This window comes from Desulfohalobium retbaense DSM 5692 (assembly GCF_000024325.1).
Classification (GTDB): domain Bacteria; phylum Desulfobacterota; class Desulfovibrionia; order Desulfovibrionales; family Desulfohalobiaceae; genus Desulfohalobium; species Desulfohalobium retbaense.
This window is the reverse complement of record NC_013223.1, coordinates 2,235,506-2,258,168: the sequence shown is the minus strand read 5'-3', so window position 1 is coordinate 2,258,168 and position 22,663 is coordinate 2,235,506. Positions and strand designations below refer to the sequence as shown.

Below are 22,663 nucleotides of genomic sequence, written 5' to 3'. Positions count from 1 at the left end.
ATGCGCTGGGGGTACACGCTGCAGGTCGTCGGGCTGGTGATTCTCTTCACCGGCTTGTCCATGCTCGTCCCGCTGGGATTCGGATTGTACTACAGTGACGGCTCTGTTTTGCCCTTGTTGGAGTCGATCGCCCTGACCTGTTCCGTGGGCCTGGGGATGTACCTGGCGCTGCGCCAATACCAGGTCAAGGTCATGACCCACCGCGAAGGGATGGCTGTGGTCGCCCTCGGGTGGGCCGCGGCGGGCATTTTTGGCGGCATGCCCTATTTCTTCGCGGACATCTTCCCGTCCTTTATCGACTGCATCTTTGAGTCCATGTCCGGGTTTACGACGACCGGGGCCTCGGTTCTTTCCGACATCGAAGCTCTGCCCGAAGGCATCTTGATGTGGCGCAGCTTGACCCATTGGCTTGGCGGGATGGGGATCATTGTCCTCTCGCTGGCTATTTTGCCCTTTCTCGGTGTCGGCGGGATGCAGCTCTACAAGGCCGAAGTGCCGGGCCCCACCCCGGACAAACTGCGTCCGCGGATCAAGGACACGGCCAAATTGCTGTGGCAGGTCTATGCCCTGTTCTCTTTTCTGGAATTCATCCTTCTGCTCGGCGGGGGGATGGATGTCTTTGATTCCCTGTGTCACACCTTCGGAACCATGGCCACCGGCGGCTTCTCGACCAAAAACACCTCCATCGCCGCCTTCGACTCTGTCTATATTGATACGGTGATTATCGTTTTCATGTTCATCGCCGGAACCAACTTCGCCCTGCACCTCCAACTGCTTCGCGGGAAACCGCTGGCGCTGTGGCGGGACCCGGAGTTCCGGTTTTTCTTTCTGCTGATCTGCGTTTGCACGCTCTTGAGCACGGTCTTCGTGTACGGGGATATCTATGCCTCCTGGGGGCTTTCGCTCAGGCACGCGGCCTTTCAGGTCATCTCTATTGTGACCACCACCGGCTATGCCACCGCCGACTATGAACTCTGGGCGCCTCTGCCCCAGGCGCTTCTCGTTTTCTGCATGTTCGTCGGCGGCTGTGCCGGGTCCACAGGCGGCGGGATCAAAGGCATGCGCGTGATTTTACTTGTCAAACAGTCCTACCGGGAATTGATCCGCCTGATCCACCCCAGGGCCGTTGTTCCGGTCAAGCTCGGTGGACGCTCGGTCCCGGAAGGGATCCTCGGCGGTGTCTGGGGCTTTTTCATCCTCTTTTTGATGCTTTTTCTCCTCTCGGCCCTCGCCCTTGCGGCTATGGGCGTGGACATCATGACCTCCTTTGCCGCGGTGGTGGCCTGTATCGGCAATATCGGCCCCGGTCTCGGCGATGTCGGCCCCACGGACAATTATGCCTCCCTGCCGCTGGCTGCCAAATCTATCCTCTCCTTTTGCATGCTTCTTGGGCGCCTGGAAATCTATACGGTCATTATCCTTTTGGTCCCTGAATTCTGGCGCAAATAGTCCGTGATCCCCGATTCCTCCTTCTGCCCCCCCCCCCCCCCTCTCATTCTAAAAGAGGGCGGGGGAGGGGAGTGCCGAACGGGATACACTTCCTGCGCCGCAGCGGTCTTCCAATAGGATCAAGGTCAGTTGTCCCCCTCGAAAGGGCCCAAATGGCCAGCACATGGTCTGAAAAAGGGCTTGTGCAATAGCGCACAAGAGGGTATTGGGCATTCCAGAGGGTGCTTCCCAGAACCTCTGGGAGGCCCTGTTCGCTGTTCTCCGAATAAAATTTCTTTAAAATCGAGTGCTTATCCGTAAGCGGTCCTGGCTGAGGGCAGAGATTGATAAAAAAATCACAAAATCCCTGCTGGGGCTCTTGAAAGATGGGCACAATCTAAGTACATCGGAGTCAGCTCTTTTGGGGAAACACGGGTTGTATCGTCGAAACTTTGAATGGAGGTTATCGTAAGATGTCCAAATTGGTACCACCGCACGGAGGCAAAGGCCTGACCGAATGCCTGCTTGAGGGCGCGCAGCGCGAAGAGGAACTTAAGAAAGCCCAGGGGTTGAAGAAGATTGAAATCCATCCCCAGGAAAAGGGCGACCTGATCATGATGGGGATCGGGGGCTTCAGCCCGCTGACCGGCTTCATGACCCGCGCTGACTGGAAGTCCGTTTGTGAAAAATTTACCTTGGCCGATGGGACCTTCTGGCCCGTGCCGGTGATGCTCTCCGTTGGCAAGGACGACGCCGCGGACATCAAGGAAGGCGACGAGATCACCCTGGAGTGCGAGGGCGAGATCTACGCCACCATGAAGGTGGAAGAAAAGTACGCCATGAGTGAGGAAGACAAGAAGTGGGAAGCCGAGATGGTCTACAAGGGCAACGGCGAAGACTCCCAGGGCGACTTCCTCAAAACCGCCCTCGAAGACCACGTCGGTGTCCAGAAGGTCATGCAGCGCAAGGAATTCTGCCTGGCCGGCCCGGTGAAGGTCCTCTCCGAAGGTGACTATCCGACCAATCCGAAGTATCGTGGCTCTTATATGCGCCCGTCGGAAACCCGCAAGATTTTCGAAGAACGCGGGTGGTCCAAAGTCGCCGCGCTGCAGCTGCGTAATCCCATGCACCGCTCCCACGAGCACCTGGCCAAGATCGCCATCGACGTCTGCGACGGCGTGCTCATCCATTCCCTGATCGGGAACCTGAAGCCCGGCGACATTCCGGCTGACGTGCGCCTGAAGTGCATCGACACCCTTATCGACGGCTACTTCGTCAAGGAAAACATCCTTCAGGGTGGCTATCCTCTGGACATGCGTTACGCTGGTCCGCGTGAAGCCCTGTTGCACGCCACGTTCCGTCAGAACTACGGCTGCAGCCAGATGATCATCGGCCGCGACCATGCTGGCGTTGGCGACTTCTACACCTTGTTTGAAGCCCAGGAAATCTTCGATCGCATCCCGTATGCCACCGAAGAAGAGCGCTGCAATGTCGAGCCCGGCAAGGCGCTGCTGTGCGAGCCGATGAAGATCGACTGGACGTTCTATTGCTTCAAGTGCGACGGCATGGCCTCCATGAAGACCTGCCCGCACACGAAGGAAGACCGCGTCATCCTGTCCGGCACCAAGCTGCGCAAGGCCCTGTCCGAAGGCCAGCCGGTTCCGGATCACTTCGGCCGCGAAGAAGTCCTGAATATCCTGCGTGAATACTACGAAGGTCTGACCGAAAAGGTCGAGATCAAGATGCAGAAAGCCGCTTCCGGCGATGAAATGAAATAGATCGTCTCCGTCCCGGCGGCCTGGCTTGCCAGGCCGCCGGAGGGGACACCGGGACAATCCCCCGTGTGTGCTAATGTGAAATTTGCAACAAAGCGCGAAGGCGGCATTATAAGTCCCTGAAATTTCGGGTCTCATTGCTTGCGCTAAATTTCACTTTCTCCTTGACACCCCACTCAGGGGTTGGTAATTCGCTACACACGGTTGCTTTTGTAAAGGCGCCAAATAAAGAGCTGCCTTTCAATACGCTCCAGAAACTCGGAGTGTGGCAAGGTTCAGTTTAACACTTTAGAGGAGGTGGGACACCATGCCAACCTATGTCAATCCGGAAAAGTGCGATGGCTGCAAGGGTGGCGAAAAGACGGCCTGCATGTACATTTGTCCGAACGATCTGATGATCCTGGACGAAAAAGAAATGAAGGCCTTCAACCAGGAGCCTGAGGCTTGCTGGGAATGCTACTCCTGCGTCAAGATCTGCCCCCAGGGCGCGATCACCGCACGTCCCTACGCTGACTTCGCTCCCTTGGGCGGCACCAGCATCCCGCTGCGCAGCGCCGAGGACATCATGTGGACCGTTCAGTTCCGCAACGGCGAAGTAAAGCGCTTCAAATTCCCCATCCGTACCACTGCGGAAGGCTCCATCAAACCGTTCGAGGGCAAGCCCGAGCCGGGCGATTTGGACAGTGAACTCCTGTTCACCGAGGCCGAACTGCCCACGCCGAAGGAACTCCTGAACAAGCGTTTCGATTGTCAGGATGAAGACTTGACTCAGTGCTGGCTGGATACAGCCTGCGCCGGCGCCAACCGGTAGTTTCTTGTCTTTGCAATTGGATGCCCTGAAAATCAAGGAGGAGCAAGAATGCCTCAGATTCCTGTGAAAGATGAGCCCAAAGGTCTGCCGCTGGCAGAACCTGAAGTGGTAGAGATGGATGTCGATGCGTTGATTGTTGGTGGCGGAATGGGCTCCTGCGGAACGGCTTTCGAGGCTGTTCGCTGGGCCGACAAGTACGCCCCTGAACTGAAGATCCTGCTGCTCGACAAAGCCGCTCTGGAGCGCTCCGGTGCTGTGGCCCAGGGGCTGTCGGCTATCAATACCTATCTCGGCGACAATGAACCCGACGACTACGTCCGCATGGTCCGGACCGACCTCATGGGCATTGTCCGCGAAGACCTGATCTACGACCTTGGCCGCCACGTTGACGATTCCGTTCACCTCTTCGAGGAATGGGGTCTGCCGTGCTGGGTCAAGAAAGACGGCAAGAACCTCGACGGCGCCAAAGCCAAGTCCGAGGGCTTGTCCCTGCGCACCGGCGCGACCCCGGTTCGCTCCGGCCGCTGGCAGATGATGATCAACGGTGAGTCCTACAAGAACATCGTTGCCGAAGCCGCCAAGAACGCCTTGGGCGAAGACCGCTACATGGAGCGCATCTTCATCGTGAAGCTGCTCCTGGACGCCAATGAGCCTAATCGGATCGCTGGCGCCGTCGGTTTCTCCGCCCGTGAAAACAAAGTCTTCATCTTCAAGGCCAATGCCATCAACGTGGCCTGCGGCGGCGCCGTGAACGTGTACCGCCCCCGCTCCACTGGTGAAGGCATGGGTCGCGCCTGGTATCCGGTCTGGAACGCTGGTTCCACCTACACCATGGTGGCCCAGGTCGGCGGCGAAATGACCATGATGGAAAACCGCTTCGTCCCCGCCCGCTTCAAAGACGGCTATGGTCCGGTCGGTGCCTGGTTCTTGCTGTTCAAGGCCAAAGCCACCAACGCCAAGGGCGAAGACTACTGCCAGACCAATGCGGCCATGCTCAAGCCGTATCAGGATCGCGGTTACGCCGTCGGTGCGGTTATCCCCACCTGCTTGCGGAACCACATGATGCTGCGTGAAATGCGCGAAGGTCGTGGCCCGATCTACATGGACACCGCCACTGCGCTGCAGACCACCTTCAAGGAGCTCAACAAGCAAGAGCAGAAGCACCTTGAAAGTGAAGCCTGGGAAGACTTCCTCGACATGTGCGTCGGTCAGGCCAACCTCTGGGCGGCCATGAACATCAAGCCTGAAGAATCGGGCTCTGAGATCATGCCCACTGAGCCGTACCTGCTCGGTTCCCACTCCGGTTGCTGCGGTATCTGGGTTTCCGGACCCGACGAAGACTGGGTCCCTGAAGAATACAAGATCAAGGCTGACAACGGGAAGGTCTACAACCGCATGACCACCGTGAACGGCCTGTGGACCTGCGCTGACGGCGTTGGCGCCTCCGGACACAAGTTCTCCTCCGGTTCCCACGCCGAAGGCCGGATCGTTGGAAAGCAAATGGTCCGCTGGTGCGTTGATCACAAGGATTTCAAACCGGCTCTGAAGCAGTCTGCTGAAGAGCTGAAGAAAGAAATCTATCAGCCGTACTACACCTACCAGGAAAACAAAGACGTCTCCACGGATCCGGTGGTCAACCCCAACTACATCTCGCCGCGTAACTTCATGTTCCGCCTGACCAAGTGCACGGACGAGTATGGTGGTGGTTGCTCCACGTACTACACGACTTCGGAAGCTTTGCTGAAGACCGGCTTTGAACTCCTGGACATGATGGAAGAAGACTCCAAGCTCTTGGCTGCTCGTGACCTGCACGAACTGCTGCGTTGCTGGGAAAACTTCCACCGTCTCTGGACTGTCCGTCTGCACATGCAGCACATCGAATTCCGTAAGGAAAGCCGTTACCCCGGTTTCTACTATCGTGCTGAGTACATGGGCATTGATGACAGCAAATGGCGTTGCTTCGTCAACTCCAAGTACGATCCGGAAAAGGGCGAGACGACTCTGTTCAAGCGCCCCTACATCCAGATCATTCCCGATCCGATGTCCCCGTAGGACTAGTGGCTAGCGGCTGCGGGCCTCCGGGCCCGCAGCCCTTTTTTTATCCGCTGCTGGTCACATTGAGACGGGCACAAGGCTCCGTTGCGCCAGGACAGGACACAAGACATGCAGCGATAGACAAGGCGGCCGGATCGCTTGTAAGAGCACATCCAAGGCGGCGCCCGTAAAGGGTCAGAGCGATATCGTATATTGTGACTGGAATAGCTGGCTGGCGATTGGTGACGGACACCGCCTTAAAATGGTCTAGGCCTGAACTTGGACAAGCTGGGCGCTTGGAGTTTGGGCTTAGACCATTTTAAGCTCAATTGGTCCGGAAAAAGGTTTACCTAGGGAGGTAGCAAATGTCGAAAGCCATACTCGTTATCGGGGGCGGCTTTGCCGGAATCACGGCTGCTCTCGAGGCTGCGGAAGTCGGCCATGAGGTGTACCTCGTGGAGAAGGGCCCGTTTTTAGGCGGACGGGTGATGCAGCTGAACAAATATTTTCCCAAGCTGTGCCCGCCATCCTGCGGCCTGGAAATTCAGTTCCAGAGGATTAAGAACAACAAGAATATCAAGTGCCTGACACTGTCCGAGGTCACTGCTGTTTCTGGTCAGGCCGGGGACTACGAAGTCAAGGTCAAGGTCAAGCCCCGGCATACCGCCCCGAACAGCGTTGATCTCAGCGGCCTGGCGGCCAAGTTGAAGCAGTCGATCAAGGACGACTTCGAATTCGGTCTGGCTGCGCGTAAAGCGCTCTACATGGACGTGCCGTTCGCTTTTCCGCACCGCTATGTCCTCGACGCCGGTGCTTTGTCTGAGGAGGACCGCGCGATGCTCAAGGAGCATGAGGCCATTGACCTGGAAGCCCAGGAAAAGGATCTGACCCTCAATGTGGGCAGTATCGTGGTCGCCACCGGATGGAAGCCCTATGATGTGACCAACCTGGAAAATCTCGGCGCTGGTAAGCTGGACAACTGCATCTCCAACATGCAGATGGAACGCTTGGCTGCTCCGAGCGGCCCGACAAGCGGCCAGATTCTCCGCCCCTCCGACAACGCGGCCCCGAAAAAGGTCGCCTTCGTCCAGTGCGCAGGCTCCCGGGATGAAAACCACCTCAGCTATTGCTCCTATATCTGCTGCATGGCCTCCCTGAAGCAGGCCCAGTACCTGCGGGAGCAATATCCGGACAGCGAGGTGACCATATACTACATCGATCTGCGGACCCCCGGGCGTTATGAAAATTTCGCCAAGAAGATCCTGGACGACCCCAAGGTCCATGCCGTCAAGGGCAAGGTGGCCGAGGTGGAACTCGACGATGCCGGCGAGGATGTCTGGGTGACCGTGGAAGACGCCGTCTCCGGGGCCAAGGGACAGGAAAAATACGACATGGTGGTGCTGGCAACCGGGATGCAGCCGAGCTTGGCCGGAGAGAAACTCCCGTTTGCTCTGCAACTGGATGAAGAAGGCTTTGTCACCGGCAATGAGCAGGGGATTTTCGCTGCGGGATGCGCCAAGCAGCCGCTGGATGTGATGAAATCTGCGCAGTCGGCTACCGGCGCCGCGATGCAAGCGATCCAAACGGTGAGAGGGAGGTAGTCACATGGCCGAGAAGATCGGTATTTACTTTGACGAGGCGAGCGTCAATGGCATGGTCAACTTTGATGCCCTCGCGCAAAAGTTAGCGAACAAGTGGGGCGATACCTGTCCCGTGGTCAAATCACACCCGAACCTGGCCTCTGACGAAGGCCGGAAGCTGATTCAGGCGGATATCGATGCGGGAACCATCGATGGGGTCTGTATTTGCGGGACTTCGCCGCGGATGGATTGGGATCTCTACGATTTCGGTTCAAACGTGGTCGTTGATCGGGTCAATCTCCGCGAAATCTGTGTCTATGCCTACCGCAACCCGGACGGATCCGAACTCGATCCCAGCGCTGAGCCGCCGGAATTGCTGCAGGAGATGGCCCGCGATTATATCAATATGGGCGTGGTCAAACTGCGCAACATGAACATCCCCAATGCGGAGGAACTCGACTCCGTCAAGCGGGTCCTTGTCCTCGGCGGCGGCTGGAGCGGATTGACCGCCGCTGTCAATGCGGCTCAGGCCGGCTATGAAGTCGTGGTGGTCGAAAAGGACAAGCAGCTTGGCGGCTATGCCGGTAAAATGCACAAGACTATCCCCTTTGCCGCGCCGTATGCGCAGGCCCATGAGACCGGGGTCGAACAGAAGATCAGCGCTGTTCAGGGCAACGACAAGATTACGGTCTATACCGGCAGCAAGCTCGAAAAAATTGCCGGACAGCCCGGGGATTTCGAGGCCACCTTGAACACCGGATCCGGTCAGGAAACGGTCAAGGTCGGCGCAGTCGTCGTGGCCACCGGTTGGGCCGCGCAGGATGACAAGTTCCTGGCTCCGTTCGGATATGGCTCTCTGCCCAACGTGGTGACCTCCATGCAGGTCGAGGAGATGGCCAAGGAAGGGACGATCAAACGTCCCAGCGATGGCAAGACGCCGCAAAGCGTCCTCTTTTTGACCGGCTTTGGGGACAAGCTCGAGCAGTTCGCCGAAGAGGAAAAGGCCCAGGCCGAAGCGGAAGCCAAGAAGGCCGAGCAGCCCAGCGACGATGATGAACCGGCTATTGCCGAAGAGTTCAAGAAGACCGAATCCTATCGGCACCTGCCCTATACCTCGGAGATCACCTCTCTGACCGCGTTGAAGCAGGCCCGGTACGTTCGCGAAATGGCTCCGGCCTCGATGGCCTACATGGTCTATGAGCACATGATGGTCCCTGGCGTGAATGAGCTCTACTACAAGTCCGCTCAGGACGATCCGGGCATCATGCTGACCAAAGGTGATATCGGGGCCATCAAGGAAGGACCGGATGGCAAAGTCCAGGTCGAGGTCTTCAACACCCTTATTGGCGAAGACATCCTCCTCGAAGTGGACATGCTCGTGGTCCCGACCGCCATGGTTCCGACGACGGCCCTCGAACCGGTGATCCAATTGCAATACCGCCAGGGCGAGGCGTTCCCGGATCTCGAACTCTTCGACGGCTTTGCCGATTCGAACTATATCTGCTTTCCCTACGAGACCCGGCGGACAGGCATCTATGCCGCCGGCTCCGTGCGTCAGCCCATGACTCTGGCCACATCAGAGACCGATGCCCTGGGCGCGGCGCTGAAATCGATCCAATGCATCGAATCGGTCAACCGGGGTATGGCTGTCCATCCGCGCTCCGGGGACATGACCTATCCGATCTTCAACTTCACCCGGTGCACGCAGTGTAAGCGGTGCACCGAAGAGTGCCCCTTTGGCGCCTTGGACGACGACGAAAAGGGAACGCCGTTGCCGAACCTGGCCCGGTGCCGCCGTTGCGGGACCTGCATGGGCGCTTGCCCGGAACGTGTCATTTCCTTTGACAACTACGGTGTCGGACAGATCGGCTCCATGATCCGTGAGATCAACGTTCCGGATGAGATGGAGACCGAAGGTCCCCGCATCCTGGTTCTGGCCTGTGAAAACGATGCCTATCCCGCTCTGGACATGGCTGCCATGCGCGGCAAGCATTGGTCGCCGTATGTCCGTTTCATCCCGGTCCGCTGCCTTGGTTCGGTGAACACCATCTGGGTGGCTGATGCCATGGGCAAAGGGATCGACGGTGTCCTCCTGTTGGGCTGCAAATACGGTGACGACTACCAATGCCACTTCGTCAAAGGAAGTGAGCTCTGCAGTCGCCGGATGCAGAACATCGGGGAAACGCTGGATCGGCTCGGTGTGGAGAAAGAGCGCGTGGTGCAGAAGGAAGTCGCTATCGACGACTACAATATCGTGCCTGAGCTCATAGATTCATTTGTGGACTATGTGACCGCATTGGGACCGAATCCGTACAAGGGCTTCTAGAAGGAGAGATATATGTCCGAACCCGTGAAAATTCAGCCGGATCTGGATTTTATCAAGGAGCTGCAGGAGGTCGGGGGCGACACCCTGAAGAAGTGCTACCAATGCGCGACCTGTAGCGTTGTCTGTCCCTTGTCGCCCATTGACAAGCCCTATCCCCGCAAGGAGATGGTCTGGGCCCAATGGGGACTGCGTGACAAACTTCTTAACGATATCGATATTTGGTTGTGCCACAATTGCGGACAGTGCTCTGATCTCTGCCCGCGGGGCGCCAAGCCCGGTGACCTGCTGGCCGGATTGCGCAATATGGCCTACCGCAAACTCGTCGAGCCAACGATTCTGGGCAAGTGGATGAGTTCGGCCAAGTATCTGCCGCAACTGATCGGGATTCCGGCGATCATTTATCTGATCATCTGGATCATCCGCGCCGGGATGCTCGGCACCGCATTCCCGCTCAACGAACAGGGCAACGTCGAATACGGCGTCCTTTTCCCTGGTGATTACACCATCGACACCGTTTTCGGGTTGGTGGCCCTGTTTGTGATCTACACCTTCTACAAAGGGATACGAAAACTGATCGCGTCATTCCAGGATCAGCCCAAAACCTTTGTCATTGGCTATGAGCCCAAGGGCATCTGGGCCTCGCTGTGGGATACGGTCAAAGATGAAATCGTCACCCATCGCAAATGGAAAGATTGCGGAGAGGATTCCGAGGCCGACGAGCAGAAGTTCAAGGGCCACTTGTTGACCTTCTACGCGTTCGTGGCCTTGTTCATTGTCACCAGTGTCGTGGCTGTGACCCATTGGGGCGGCAAGATCATTCCTTTCCTGGCTCCCATTGGACACACCCCGATGCCGTTGTGGCACCCAGTCAAGATTCTGGCCAATGTCGGCGCTATTGCCCTCCTTGTCGGCCTGACCTACTTGACCAAACGCCGCTTGAACCAGGACCCGAACAAACACGCCTCGACTTTTTATGACTGGTATCTGCTTGGCGTGATCTGGGCCGTGGCAGTGACTGGGGTTTTGTGTGAACTGCTCCGTCTGGCCGGCGTGGCTGGTCTGGCGTACCCCATGTACTACCTGCACCTGATCTCGGTGTTCATGCTTATCGCGTACCTGCCGTGGTCAAAATTGGGGCACATGGTCTATCGGACCGCCGCCCTGGCCTATGCCCGGCATATTGGCCGACTGCCCATGGCTTCTGAGAGCCAAAAGAAAAAAATATTTGTCATCTAAAAGGAGGCTGACATGGCTGAAGCTCGTAAAGTATTTCCCATGCAGACGTTCGTGTCCTACATGCGGGGCAAACCGGGCAAGTACAACAAGGATGTCCTGGAGCTCCTGAGCTTCATGACCCAGCAGGAGGTCACTCCGGAGACGGCCCCGCTGGCGTCTGGTTTGACCAAGGCCTGGATCTACGAACAGCACCCGGATCTGACCCGGCTCAAGAAACAGGACATCGCCGAATACGGGGAAAACGTTTCGGTCATGCCGCTTCCTGCCGAAGCCATGGAAGAGGTCAAAGTGGTTTTCGACAAGGTCGCTGGATACAAGCAGACCATTGCCGACCAGGAAACCCATATCAAAGACCTTGAGGCTTTGAAGGAAGGCAATGGCAAGAAGATCGCTGCCCTGGAAAGCAAGGTCAGCGATTATGAAAAGCAGATGAAAAACGAAGGCGAGAAGCAGATCATGGCTTCGGCCAAGAAGGTCGAAGATTACCTGGGCAAGGTTGACGATTTGCTGGCCAAGATTGAAGAAGTCAAAAAGCACGGAGTGGTGTCTGTTTCCGGTGACGCGACCGCTGGCGACGCCGCTGCGGCCGGCGGTGACACCGCTTCTTCCGGCTCCGGTGAGCCTGAAGCCGATTTTGGTTTCGGTTCCAGCTCCGGTGGCGGAGACGAGTTCGGCTTCTAAAGCTCACTCAATCGCCTTTTGGCGTATTCAGCCCGGCAGGTATGGCCTTACCTGCCGGGTTTTTTTTGTCCTGTTTGCGTTCTGTCTCCCGTGCCCACAATGGGAGGCGTGCGGCTACACAGTCGCAGGGCGTCACCGAGAAGGTCAGACATGACCGCAGTGGGCTGTCCGGTTGTACTCAATGCAACGGGTCGGTCCATAAAGAGCAAAACTTCGGAAGCGGCCGTATATCCACAAATCCGGGAGCATCTCCCCGGGGACAGTTGGTCTCGTTCCGGCTGGATGCCCCCGCTGGGAAGTACCGAACGGCTCCTGCCTGTGCCCGGACGGAGAAAAGCCGGACCTGCAGAACAGATCCGGCTGTGGAGAACTTGGTGTGGCAGAGGATAGAGCTCGGCTCAGTGGTCGCCAGCAATCAGACGGAGTCGAAAACCTCAGTGACGGATTTGCCGGGGGCTTTGTCCAGGAGGCTGACGATGATAACGGTCAGAGCACAGAACAGAAACCCGGGCAGGATCTCGTAGAGATCAAAAAGGCCACCGGTCATGTGCTTCCAGACGATGACGGTCACAGCGCCGACGATCATCCCGGCCAGGGTCCCGTTGCGGGTCATGCGCCGCCAGAACAGGGACAAAATGACCACCGGGCCGAAGGCGGCGCCAAAGCCGCCCCAGGCGTAGGCCACCAGGTCCAGGACCTTGCTGTTCGGGTCGGCCGCCAGGGAGGTCGCGATCAGGGCCAGGATGAGCACGGACACCCGTCCGATCCAGACCAGTTCATTTTGCGGGGCTTCCTTGCGCAGGATCTGTTTGTAAAAGTCTTCGGCAATAGCGCTGGAGCAGACCAAAAGCTGGGAGTCGACGGTGGACATGATGGCCGAAAGAATGGCGGCCAGCAGGATGCCGGCGATCCAGGGATTGAAGAGGGCCTGGGTCAAAGCGATGAAGACGGTTTCTGAATTTTCCAGCGGACTGCCCACATAATAGGCGATGCCGGCAAAACCGGTGAAAATGGCCCCGAAAAGGCCCAGAACCATCCAGGTCATGCCGACCATCTGCGCCTTGGGCACGTCCTTGGCCCGCCGGATGGCCATGAAGCGGGCCAGAATATGGGGCTGCCCGAAATAGCCCAGTCCCCAGGCCATGAGAGAGATAATCGACAGCAAGGTCATGCCGGAAAAGGCGTCCACATATTTGGCGTCGACATGCGCGACCTTGTCGACCACGGTGCCCCAATCGCCCATTTTGGCGATCACGACGGCCGGAACCACCAGCAACGCGATAAACATCAGCGTTCCCTGGAGAAAGTCGGTCAAGCTGACGGCCATGAACCCGCCGAGAAAGGTGTAGGCCACGATGACCAGGGCCCCGACCCACAGGGCGAGCTGGTAGTTCAGGCCAAAGGTTTTCTCGAAAAGGATGGCCCCGCCGACCAGGCCGGAAGAGACGTAGATAGTGAAGAAGATGAGAATCACGATGGCCGAGATGACCCGCAGGATGCGCGAGGAATCGCCGAAGCGGTTTTCCAGGTAGTCGGGCAGGGTGATCGCGTCACCGGCCTTTTCCGTATAGGTCCGTAATTTCTTGGCCACGAACTGCCAGTTCAGATAGGCGCCAATGGACAAGCCGACAGCGATCCAGATGTTGTTCATCCCTCCGGCGTACATGGCCCCGGGCAGACCGAGCAACAACCAGCCGCTCATGTCCGAAGCCCCGGCGCTCAAGGCGGCCACTGCCGGGCTGAGTTGGCGTCCGCCGAGGATGTAGTCCGAGAGGTTTTTGGTCCGGTAGTAGAAAAAAATCCCGATGGACATCATGACAATCAAGTAGACGACAAAGGAGGTAAAGGTGGGCACACTCATCATGTGTCATTCCTCCTGTGCAGTACGAGATTGATCAGGGACAAAACGATCACCAGCGGCATGGGCACAAGCAACCAGAACCAGGTCGCCGCGGTCAGTGAATAGGTTTCCATGCAAGCCTCCTCGGTAGTCAGAAGTGGATAGAATGAATCGCCGGACGGTTCCCCGTCGCGCCCGGCGGACCTGTGTGGCGGATTAATCGAGCCAGTCGTCGCCTTCGATGATCGGGGCAAAACCGCGGCGCATGGTGTTCTCCGTGGCCGTGCGCGGGTCCATGAACTGCAACAGATAATCCGGACCGCCCGTTTTGGAGCCCACGCCGGAAAGCTTGAAGCCGCCGAAGGGGTGGCGCTCGACCATCGAGCCGGTGCTGCCGCGGTTGAGGTAGAGATTGCCGACGCGGAATTCGGTTCTTGCCCGGTCCAGGTGCTGGGGACTGCGGGAGAAGACGGCCCCGGTCAAGGCGTAGGGGGTCGAATTGGCCCATTGCAGGGCCTGATCGAAGTCCTTGACCCGCATGACCGCCAGGACAGGCCCGAAGATCTCTTCCTGGGCCAGACGGTGTTCCGGGGTGATGTTTTCGACAATGGTCAGTGGGGCATAGGAGCCGGTGTCAGGATGGTCGTCCCGTTTGAGCACGACATTGCCCTCTTCTTCGGCCAGGGCCACGGCCGCATTGACCTTGTCCTGCTGGCCTTTGTCCACCACCGGTCCCATAAAATTGCCGGGATCCTCGGCCGGTCCGATGGGTAAGGATTGTGCGGCCTTGGTCAGCCGGTGCATGAATTTGTCGTAAATGGAATCCAGGACAATGACCCGCGAACAGGCTGAGCATTTCTGGCCCTGGTATCCGAAGGCGGAGTAGATGATATCGGCTACAGCTTCGTCTAGGTCGGCATCGTCGTCGACAATGATCGCATTTTTTCCGCCCATCTCGGCGATGACTTTTTTGACGTGTTCCTGGCCGGGCTGGAGCCTGGCGGCCCGCTCGATGATCCGCAGCCCAACGTCCAGGGAGCCGGTGAAGGCCACCAGGGCGATGTCCGGATGGTCGACCAGATAGTCGCCGATAACAGAGCCCCGGCCGGGTACGAAATTGAAGACCCCGGGGGGGAGTCCCGCGTCGCGGAAAATCTGGCACAAGGTGTGTCCGACGACAGAGGACAGGCCGGCGGGTTTATAGAGCACACAATTGCCGGTCACCAGTGAGGCGGCACTCATGCCGCAACTGATAGCCAAAGGGAAATTCCAGGGGCCGATGACTGCGGCGATACCCTTGGATTGGTAGAAATAGTGGGTCAATTCACCTGGAGCCTTGCCGGTGCGCCGGGGGCGACCGAGCCGGATCATGTCCCGGGCGTAGTACTCCATGAAGTCGATGGCTTCGGCCACGTCGCCGTGGGCCTGATTCCATTGCTTGCCGACCTCCAGGATCTGCCAGGCGCTCAGCGTGTGGATATTCTTGCGAGCAATGTCGGCGGCGCGAAAGATGTACTGGGCCCGGTCTTCAGGGGCCAGATCCCGCCAGGCCGGCAGGGCTTCGTTGGCCGCGGCGATGGCCTCGTCGATCTCCCGGGTCGAGGCCTGGCATACGGATCCCACGACTTCCCCGGGGTCGGCTGGATTGAGGGAAGGCAGCAGGTCTTCGGTGGTCACTTCCTGGCCGTTTATGTACAGAGGATAGGTCCGGCCCAATTGCCGGCGGACCTCGGCAAGCGCCTCAGGGTAGGCCACCCGTTCGGATTCCTTGGTGAAATCCGGAGCCGGCTCATTGCGAAACGGTTCTGAGGGCGACAGTGGCGGTGGTGCCGGGGTCTTTTCCCGGCTCAGAGGGCCGGACTGGGCCAAAAGCGCGGGATCTTCCAGCAGGTGGTCGACATCTTCGTGGTCAGCGAAACTCTGCTTGAGGAAGGATTCGTTGGCCGTGTTTTCCAGCAGTCGGCGCACGAGATAGGCCATGCCCGGGATGAGTTCGCCGTAGGGACAATAGAGCCGGACGCGCTTGGCGACGTTGCGCAATCCTTTGCGCACTGGTTCGGCCATTCCGTAGAGGACCTGAAATTCATACTGTTCTTCCGGAACGCCGAGTTCCTCAGCCATCTCCTGGGCCGCGGCGATGGACCGGATGTTGTGCGAACCGCAAGCGTAGTGGCAGATGTCGGAATTGCGGAGGATGGTCGCTGTCTGGCGTTCGAAGGCGGCGTCGGTCTCGTGCTTGTTGATGTAGACCGGAATGTCCCAGCCGTGCTGCTTGGCCAGGACCGTCTCGTAATCCCAGTAGGCGCCTTTGACCAATCTGATGGAAATGGGGAGGTGTTCTGTCCGTGCCCAATGCAACAAGGCATCAAGGTCCTGATCCGTGTCCAGAAGATAGGATTGCAGCACAATGGCGATGTGCGGGTACTCCCGGAATTTTTCGTGGGAGCGCAACCGCTTGAAGACTTCCAGGGTGATGTCCTTGTACTTGTACTGCTCCATGTCGATGCAGACGTGACACCCCATGGCCATGGCCTTGTCCAGTACCGGCATGAGCCGGTCGAAAATGGCCTGTACCGTGTTCTCAAAATCCGAGGGTCTGGCCTGGGAATACAGGGCCGAGGGCTTGATGGAGATATTGGTCAGCGGGGCGTGTCCCCAATCCCCGCTGTTCCCGCCCAGGCCTTTCCAGCTTTTGGCTTCCTGGGCCAGGGCGTCCATGAGGTGGAGATAGTTGGTCTGGTATTCTACCCCCTCCTCTTCACTGACCGTTGCTTCTCCCAGGATATCCACAGTGAAGGCGAAGCCGTCTTTGCGGAGTTTGTTGAGGTTTTTGATGGCCTGTTTGGTGTTCTCGCCGATGATGAACTGTTTGGCCATGCCCTCGATATTGCTGCGGATGGTCTTGGTCATGACCTTGCCGGCCAATCCCTTGCCCATTCCGGCGCCTTTGGCCCCCCACTTGAGCACAGCCGGGATCTCCTGGTCCTCGGCCACGAAGTATTCCTGGATATGCCGGTTCAGGGACTCGGTGGTATTGAGATAGGGCAGAACATCGACGAAGCGGAACAATTGGATCTTGAACTGCTCATTGCGCATCGCCCAGTCCATGACCTTGCCGGTCCACCACCCCTTATTAAAGACAGTCGGAGCTTCCCCACTGATACTTTGAAAGAATTCCCGGCCACGGGCCTTGATTTTCGGGTTCAGGGTCTGCATGTCCATCTCAGCGGTTCCTCCTTGGGTCGGGGTTGCTCGCCTCACGCTAGGAAGCCGGATGAGGTTCCGGCAGCGGCAGGGGGGCCGATTCCTTGATCGGCGTGAGGACCAGGACAGTATGGGTGTAACTGACGCCTTCTATGGCGCCGAAACGTTGCAAGAGTTGGCCGAGGGATTCGTTGTCCGGGACATGGACTTTGACGAGATAACAGTCGGGGCCCGCGACATGGTGGACTTCTTGAACTTCGGGGAGTTGGGCGAGGTTGCGGCCGGTCTGGGTGCTCCCGACCCGCTCTTCAGAACCGACGCGGATAAAAGCAGTCAGAGCCAGGCCGAGCTTTTTGGCATTGAGTTTGACTTCATAGCCCTGGATGACGCCGCGTTTTTCCAGTTTGCGGATCCGTTCCAGGACAGCCGAAGGCGCCATGCCGATCTGACGGGCGATGGAGGCATTACTGGCCCGGGCATTTTCCTGCAGGATATGCAGAATGTGTCTGTCAGTGTCGTCAATCATTCGCCTGAATACTCCTTTTGCTGAACTACATTCGAAACATTGGCAAAGTCAAGAAAACGTGTTTTGCTGGCGCTCGCTTCAAGCGGACGGGAAACATGGAGCAAGGGCTCTTCGCAATATTGATTCCCCGTGTTGGGGCCATTGGGGGGAAGGCATAGGAGAAAGGGGAGCTGTTCAACGACAAAAGGGGTGCCTGCGTTTCTTGAACGCAAGCACCCCTTTTCCTAATCGTATGGAGCGCAAATGGGGGGCAAAGCAAGGTATTGCCCAGCTCTCAATGGGAGGCGGCGGCGAAAAAACAATCCTCTTGGTCAGACAGGCTGAACGTCTGCCCGCTTTGCCGCCTTGATCGTCTCCGTTAGGCTGGCCCGCCTTTGCCCTGCATCCGGGCCATGAAGGCTGCAAGTCCCTCCTGGTAGGAGGGGTGTTTGAAAAACGCCGAACCAGAGACCAGGGTATCGGCCCCGGCGGTCACGATTTCGGCGGCGTTGGCCGTGGTCACGCCGCCGTCGACCTGAATTCGGGTCCCCAGTCGTCGGCTGTCCAGACGGTGGCGCAGCCCCCGGATCTTGTCCAGCGAAAAGGGGATGAAGGACTGGCCGCCAAAGCCTGGATTGACGCTCATGATGAGGACCATGTCCAACTGGGGCAAAAGATAGTCGATCTGCTCTAAAGGCGTCGCCGGGTTGAGTGCTACGGCGGTCTGACAGCCAGCCTCGGCGATCTGGGAGACCACTCGCTCGAGATGGAGGCAGGCCTCGGCGTGGACGCAGATCAGATCGGCGCCAGCTGCGGCAAAGGACTCGATATACCGGCCCGGATCCTCAATCATGAGGTGGACGTCAAAAAAGAGGGAGCATTTGGGCCGGGCCGCTTTGATGACAGGAGGACCAAGGGTGATATTGGGCACGAACATGCCGTCCATGACATCCCAATGGACCCAGGGCACCCCGGCCTGTTCCAGGGCCTGGAGTTCTTCGGCCAGGCGCGCAAAGTCCGAGGACAGCAACGACGGGGAAACGATACACGGATTCATGGCGCCTCTCCGGAGTTGGCACCGCCCTGCGACGATGCGGTGGTCTCTTCCTGCATGGGAAAATCGACTTTGATCTTGAACATGTTCTCGGCAGGCAGATTGAGAATGGGGACCCCGGTGGCGGCGGTGATGTCCTCAAGCGTGGCCTGGATCGCTTCCCAGGAGGGGGCGATGAGCGTGAACCAGACGTTGTACTGGTGCCGACGGCGGTAGTTGTGGGTCACGCCGGGATGGCGGTTGACCTCGGCGACAAAGGTCTCGAAATCCGCATCACTGACGCGGGCGGCGCACAGGGTGCTTTTCCATCCCAGCTTGCGGGAATGGAAATTGGCCCCGATGCGACGGATAACGCCGTTTTGCTTCAGCGCTCGCACCCGGGCCAGGGTTTCGGCCTCGGTCAACCCCACTTGCTGTCCGATACTCTCATAAGGTCTTGAGACCAAGGGAAAACCGGTCTGAATAATGTCCAGGATAAAACGGTCGGTCGTGTCCATAGCGTTCCGATATGCGGCCTAAAGGTGGATGGAAAAGCTTTGGCTACGGGTTCGTCCCGGGTTGTGCCGGATTCTGGCCCGGATCATCCCTGAGAAACGGGCTCCTCGCGCAACCGCTGTGGAGTGTAGGAGCACAGCGGTTCTTCAGCGAGGTAGTCGCCGCGCATGGTCTGGGCCCGGGCCCGGCAGCCACCGCAGACTTTATGGTATTCGCAGACGCCGCACTTGCCGGTGTAGGCCTGCGGCGTGCGCAGATTCTGGAACTGGGGCGAATTGGCCCAGATTTCCGGAAAGGGGGTCTGCTTGACCTGGCCGCAGTCGAGATCGAGGTATCCGCACGGCTGGACCTGACCGGTGTGCGAAATAAAGCAGAAACCGATCCCGCCCAGGCACCCCCGGCTCACGGCGTCGAGCCCGAAGTTCTCAAAGGTGACCTCGACCCCTTCTTCCTTGGCCCGTTGGCGCAGGATCCGGTGGTAATGCGGGGCGCAGGTGGCCTTGAGCTGCATGTCGGTGGTCTTACGAAAATCGTAAAACCAGTTCAGCACCGATTCGTATTCTGCTGCGGTGATGATTTCTTCTTTCAGGTCCGCGGCCCGCCCGGTGGGAACGAGGAGGAAGATATGCCAAGCCACCGCTCCCAGCCGCTGGGCCAGCTGAAAGATATCCTTGAATTGGCCCATATTGTTGCGGGTGACCGTGGTGTTGATTTGAAACGGGATCCCCGCGGCCTTGAGATAGTCGATGCCCTGCATGGCCTGGTCAAAGGCGCCGGGGGTGCCGCGGAAGGCGTCGTGGCTGGCGCTGTCCGGACCGTCAATGGAGATGGACACGCGTTCAATCCCGGATTCAGCCATCTCCCGGGCGTTGTCCGGGGTGATCAAGGTCCCGTTCGGGGCCATGACGCAGCGCAGGTCCTTGGATTTCGCGTGGCGGACCAGGTCGAAGAGGTCGGGACGCAGCAGGGGCTCCCCGCCAGTGAAGATAATGATCGGACTTCCGGTCTGGGGGAAGGTGTCGATCAGGTTTTTGGCCTCGCCGGTGGTCAATTCGCCAGGGTAGGGATCCAGATGGGCCTCGGCCCGGCAATGTTTGCAAGCAAGGTTGCACGACCGGGTGACTTCCCAGGCGATTAAGCGCAAATCAGGTACAGAGGCATTACCGTGGTGCGTCATTGGACTGCTCTCAAATCCCGGCGTTTGGGTCCTGGATTCCCGGCAGGGAAACCTGGTCGCCAGCGGCCGGTGTGGGGCTGGGGTGCGGCGGTATTTCAGCGGCTCAGGACAACCAGTCCAGAGCCTGTTCCGCAAAATAGGTCAGGATCAGATCAGCGCCGGCCCGTTTGATGCTTGTCAGGGATTCCAGGGCCACGGCCTGTTCATCGATCCACCCCTGCTGGGCAGCCGCCTTGATCAGGCTGTATTCGCCGCTGACGTGATAGGCGGCCAGGGGAAGTGTACTGCGCTGCCGCAGTTGACTCAGAATATCGAGGTAGGCCAGAGCCGGTTTGACCATCAGAAAATCAGCGCCCTCAGCGGTGTCCGCCTCGGCTTCGCGGAGCCCTTCCCGAGCGTTGGACGGATCCATTTGATAGGTCTTGCGGTCGCCGAATTGCGGCGCGCTTTCCGCCGCCTCCCGAAACGGGCCGTAGAAGGCCGAAGCGTATTTGACCGCATAGGACATGATCGGTGTCTGTTGAAAACCGGCGGTATCCAAAGCGAGCCGGATGGCCTGAACCCGTCCGTCCATCATGTCCGAGGGGGCGACGATGTCCGCTCCGGCCTCGGCGTGGGAGACAGCGGTGGCAGCCAAGAGTTCCAGGGTCGGGTCGTTGAGGACCTGCTGGCCGTCCACGAGACCGCAATGGCCGTGCGAGGTGAATTCGCAGAGGCAGACGTCAGTGATGACCGTCAGCTCCGGCACGGCAGCTTTGAGGCGGCGGACCGCTTCCTGGACGATGCCCTCCGGGGCATAGGCTTGAGACCCTTGCGGATCCTTGGACTCAGGGATGCCGAAGAGCATGACCGCGTGGAGGCCGTTGTCCACGGCCTGACTCACCCGGGCCGTCAGGGCCTCCAGACCGAGTTGGTGCTGGCCGGGCATGGACCCGATAGGCCGGCTGGCGTGCCGGTCGCCCTCGGCCACGAAATAGGGCTGAATCAGGTCTTCGGGCCGGAGCACGGTTTCGCGGACCAGGGCTCGCATTGTGGCCGTCTGTCGCAAACGACGGCCTCTGAAGAAGTCTGTTTTCGCCATGAGATGCGCCTTTGTGACCACGTTTGGCTACATATTCAAGGAAGCCCGTCCGACCAAGCCGAACGGGACGCGCAGCCCATCTCCACGTTCGGGGCGGGGCGCCGCCCGGCTAGGAGATGCCGATTTCTTCGTCCGTCAGATAGCAGGCCGGGTCCTGGGCCCAGATATCTCCGTAATAGGCCTCGGCCCGGGCGCGGAAGTTGCCGCCGCAGATGTTGAGATATTGGCACTTGGCGCAGCGTCCGCCGACATGGGCCTTTTTGTCCTTGAGCTTGTGCAGCAACTCAATGGAGGGGTCGGTCCAGATCTCGGAAAACGGCCGCTCCAAGACATTGCCGAAGGTGTGGATGCGCCAGAACTGGTCGGCGTGGACCTGTCCGTCCCAGGAGATGCACCCGATACCACGGCCGGAATTGTTGCCTTCGTTGAATTGGAGCAATTCCATGACCTGTTTGGCCCGTTCCGGATTTTCCTGCAGCAGACGCTGGTAGACGTAGGGGCCGTCGGCATGGTTGTCCACAGTCAGGACCTCTTTGGGAAGCCCGTCGTCGAACAGGGCCTTGGTTTCGTCCATGATCAGATCGACCAGACGGCGGGTCTGCTCGTGGGTCAGGTCTTCCTTGATCAGTTCCGAGCCGCGCCCGGAGTACACAAGGTGGTAAAAACAGACCCGGGGGATCTCCTTTTCCCTGAGAATGTGGAAGATGGTCGGGACTTCTTCGAAATTGCGCTTGTTGACTGTGAAACGCAGGCCGACCTTGAGCCCTTCGGCCTGGCAATTGTCGACCCCTTCCATGGCTTTTTTGAAAGCGCCCGGCACACCGCGAAATTTGTCGTGCGTGGCTTCACCGCCGTCCAGGGAGATGCCGACATAGGACAGGCCGATGGATTTGAGTTCCCGGGCCTTGTCCTTGGTGATCAGGGTGCCGTTGGTGGAAATGACCGCGCGCATGCCTTTGGACACGGCGTAAGAGGCGAGTTCTGGCAGGTCTTTGCGCACCAGGGGTTCGCCGCCGGAAAAGAGCATGACCGGGGCGCCGAAGGCAGCGAGGTCGTCGATGATCGCCTTGCCCTGGTCGGTGCTGATTTCGTCCTTGCCCTCGGGGTCGATGGCTTGGGCATAGCAATGCACGCATTTGAGGTTGCACCGTTGGGTCATGTTCCAGACCACCACCGGTTTTTTGTCCTCGGAGAATTGCAGGAGGTGCGAGGGGAGTTTTCCGGATTGGCGGCCATAGCGCAGGGCGTCGGACGGTTCGATGGCGTCACAATACAATTTGGATATTCCGATCATATGCATAACCCACTTTGGGCTAGAGGTTCTATCGGCGGGCCTTGCGGCACCAACCGTTTTGCTGTCGTCGACAAGAAGCGAAGTCCCTCCCCGGAAATCGGCCGTGTGTCCGATCTTGTACCACTCGCTCTCCCGGGGGAGG

Annotated in this window: 16 protein-coding genes; 8 read left to right on the top strand and 8 right to left on the bottom strand. The window is 58.6% G+C overall.

Annotated features, from left to right (window positions below; genetic code table 11):
- From DRET_RS09830 to DRET_RS09795, 8 genes are all read left to right on the top strand, one after another.
- Complete coding sequence (locus tag DRET_RS09830) at positions 1–1,449, top strand: TrkH family potassium uptake protein (RefSeq protein WP_015752396.1); 1,449 nt, start codon at positions 1–3, stop codon at positions 1,447–1,449.
- Positions 1,450–1,901: 452 nt separating this feature from the next.
- The gene (sat, locus tag DRET_RS09825; protein ID WP_015752395.1) at positions 1,902–3,206 is read left to right on the top strand and encodes a sulfate adenylyltransferase; all 1,305 of its coding nucleotides are present in this window, start codon (positions 1,902–1,904) and stop codon (positions 3,204–3,206) included.
- A 304-nt stretch (positions 3,207–3,510) separates the two neighbouring features.
- The gene (aprB, locus tag DRET_RS09820) at positions 3,511–4,014 is read left to right on the top strand and encodes an adenylyl-sulfate reductase subunit beta (RefSeq protein WP_015752394.1); all 504 of its coding nucleotides are present in this window, start codon (positions 3,511–3,513) and stop codon (positions 4,012–4,014) included.
- Positions 4,015–4,062: 48 nt separating this feature from the next.
- On the top strand, positions 4,063–6,066 hold the full coding sequence (gene aprA / locus DRET_RS09815; RefSeq protein ID WP_015752393.1) for an adenylyl-sulfate reductase subunit alpha: 2,004 nt from the start codon (positions 4,063–4,065) through the stop codon (positions 6,064–6,066).
- A gap of 347 nt (positions 6,067–6,413) precedes the next feature.
- Positions 6,414–7,649 (top strand): CoB--CoM heterodisulfide reductase iron-sulfur subunit A family protein, encoded by a 1,236-nt coding sequence (locus DRET_RS09810; RefSeq protein ID WP_015752392.1) that lies wholly within the window; start codon positions 6,414–6,416, stop codon positions 7,647–7,649.
- Positions 7,650–7,653: 4 nt separating this feature from the next.
- A complete protein-coding gene (locus DRET_RS09805) occupies positions 7,654–9,954 on the top strand; it encodes a hydrogenase iron-sulfur subunit (RefSeq protein ID WP_015752391.1) in 2,301 nt (766 codons plus the stop codon).
- A 12-nt stretch (positions 9,955–9,966) separates the two neighbouring features.
- Positions 9,967–11,190 (top strand): quinone-interacting membrane-bound oxidoreductase complex subunit QmoC, encoded by a 1,224-nt coding sequence (qmoC, locus tag DRET_RS09800; RefSeq protein WP_015752390.1) that lies wholly within the window; start codon positions 9,967–9,969, stop codon positions 11,188–11,190.
- 12 nt (positions 11,191–11,202) lie between these two features.
- Entirely contained in the window at positions 11,203–11,871 is a 669-nt protein-coding gene (locus DRET_RS09795) for a hypothetical protein (protein WP_015752389.1), read from the top strand.
- Positions 11,872–12,286: 415 nt separating this feature from the next.
- Here DRET_RS09795 and putP read toward each other — a convergent pair whose 3' ends face one another.
- The 8 genes from putP to ahbC form a co-directional block, all read right to left on the bottom strand.
- Positions 12,287–13,735, bottom strand: coding sequence for a sodium/proline symporter PutP (putP, locus tag DRET_RS09790; protein WP_015752388.1), 1,449 nt, complete (start codon positions 13,733–13,735; stop codon positions 12,287–12,289).
- A 192-nt stretch (positions 13,736–13,927) separates the two neighbouring features.
- Complete coding sequence (gene pruA / locus DRET_RS09785; protein WP_015752386.1) at positions 13,928–16,933, bottom strand: L-glutamate gamma-semialdehyde dehydrogenase; 3,006 nt, start codon at positions 16,931–16,933, stop codon at positions 13,928–13,930.
- Between the two features lie 40 nt (positions 16,934–16,973).
- Positions 16,974–17,441 (bottom strand): Lrp/AsnC family transcriptional regulator, encoded by a 468-nt coding sequence (locus tag DRET_RS09780; RefSeq protein WP_015752385.1) that lies wholly within the window; start codon positions 17,439–17,441, stop codon positions 16,974–16,976.
- Positions 17,442–17,799: 358 nt separating this feature from the next.
- A complete protein-coding gene (gene rpe, locus DRET_RS09775; protein WP_015752384.1) occupies positions 17,800–18,477 on the bottom strand; it encodes a ribulose-phosphate 3-epimerase in 678 nt (225 codons plus the stop codon).
- On the bottom strand, positions 18,474–18,971 hold the full coding sequence (ahbA, locus tag DRET_RS09770) for a siroheme decarboxylase subunit alpha (RefSeq protein WP_015752383.1): 498 nt from the start codon (positions 18,969–18,971) through the stop codon (positions 18,474–18,476). Before ahbA ends, rpe begins: the two co-directional genes overlap by 4 nt.
- Positions 18,972–19,054: 83 nt before the next feature.
- A complete protein-coding gene (gene ahbD, locus DRET_RS09765) occupies positions 19,055–20,146 on the bottom strand; it encodes a heme b synthase (RefSeq protein ID WP_015752382.1) in 1,092 nt (363 codons plus the stop codon).
- Positions 20,147–20,249: 103 nt separating this feature from the next.
- Entirely contained in the window at positions 20,250–21,227 is a 978-nt protein-coding gene (hemB, locus tag DRET_RS09760; RefSeq protein WP_015752381.1) for a porphobilinogen synthase, read from the bottom strand.
- Positions 21,228–21,336: 109 nt separating this feature from the next.
- Positions 21,337–22,521, bottom strand: a complete 1,185-nt coding sequence (ahbC, locus tag DRET_RS09755) for a 12,18-didecarboxysiroheme deacetylase (protein ID WP_015752380.1) — start codon at positions 22,519–22,521, stop codon at positions 21,337–21,339.
- Positions 22,522–22,663 lie beyond the last annotated feature (142 nt).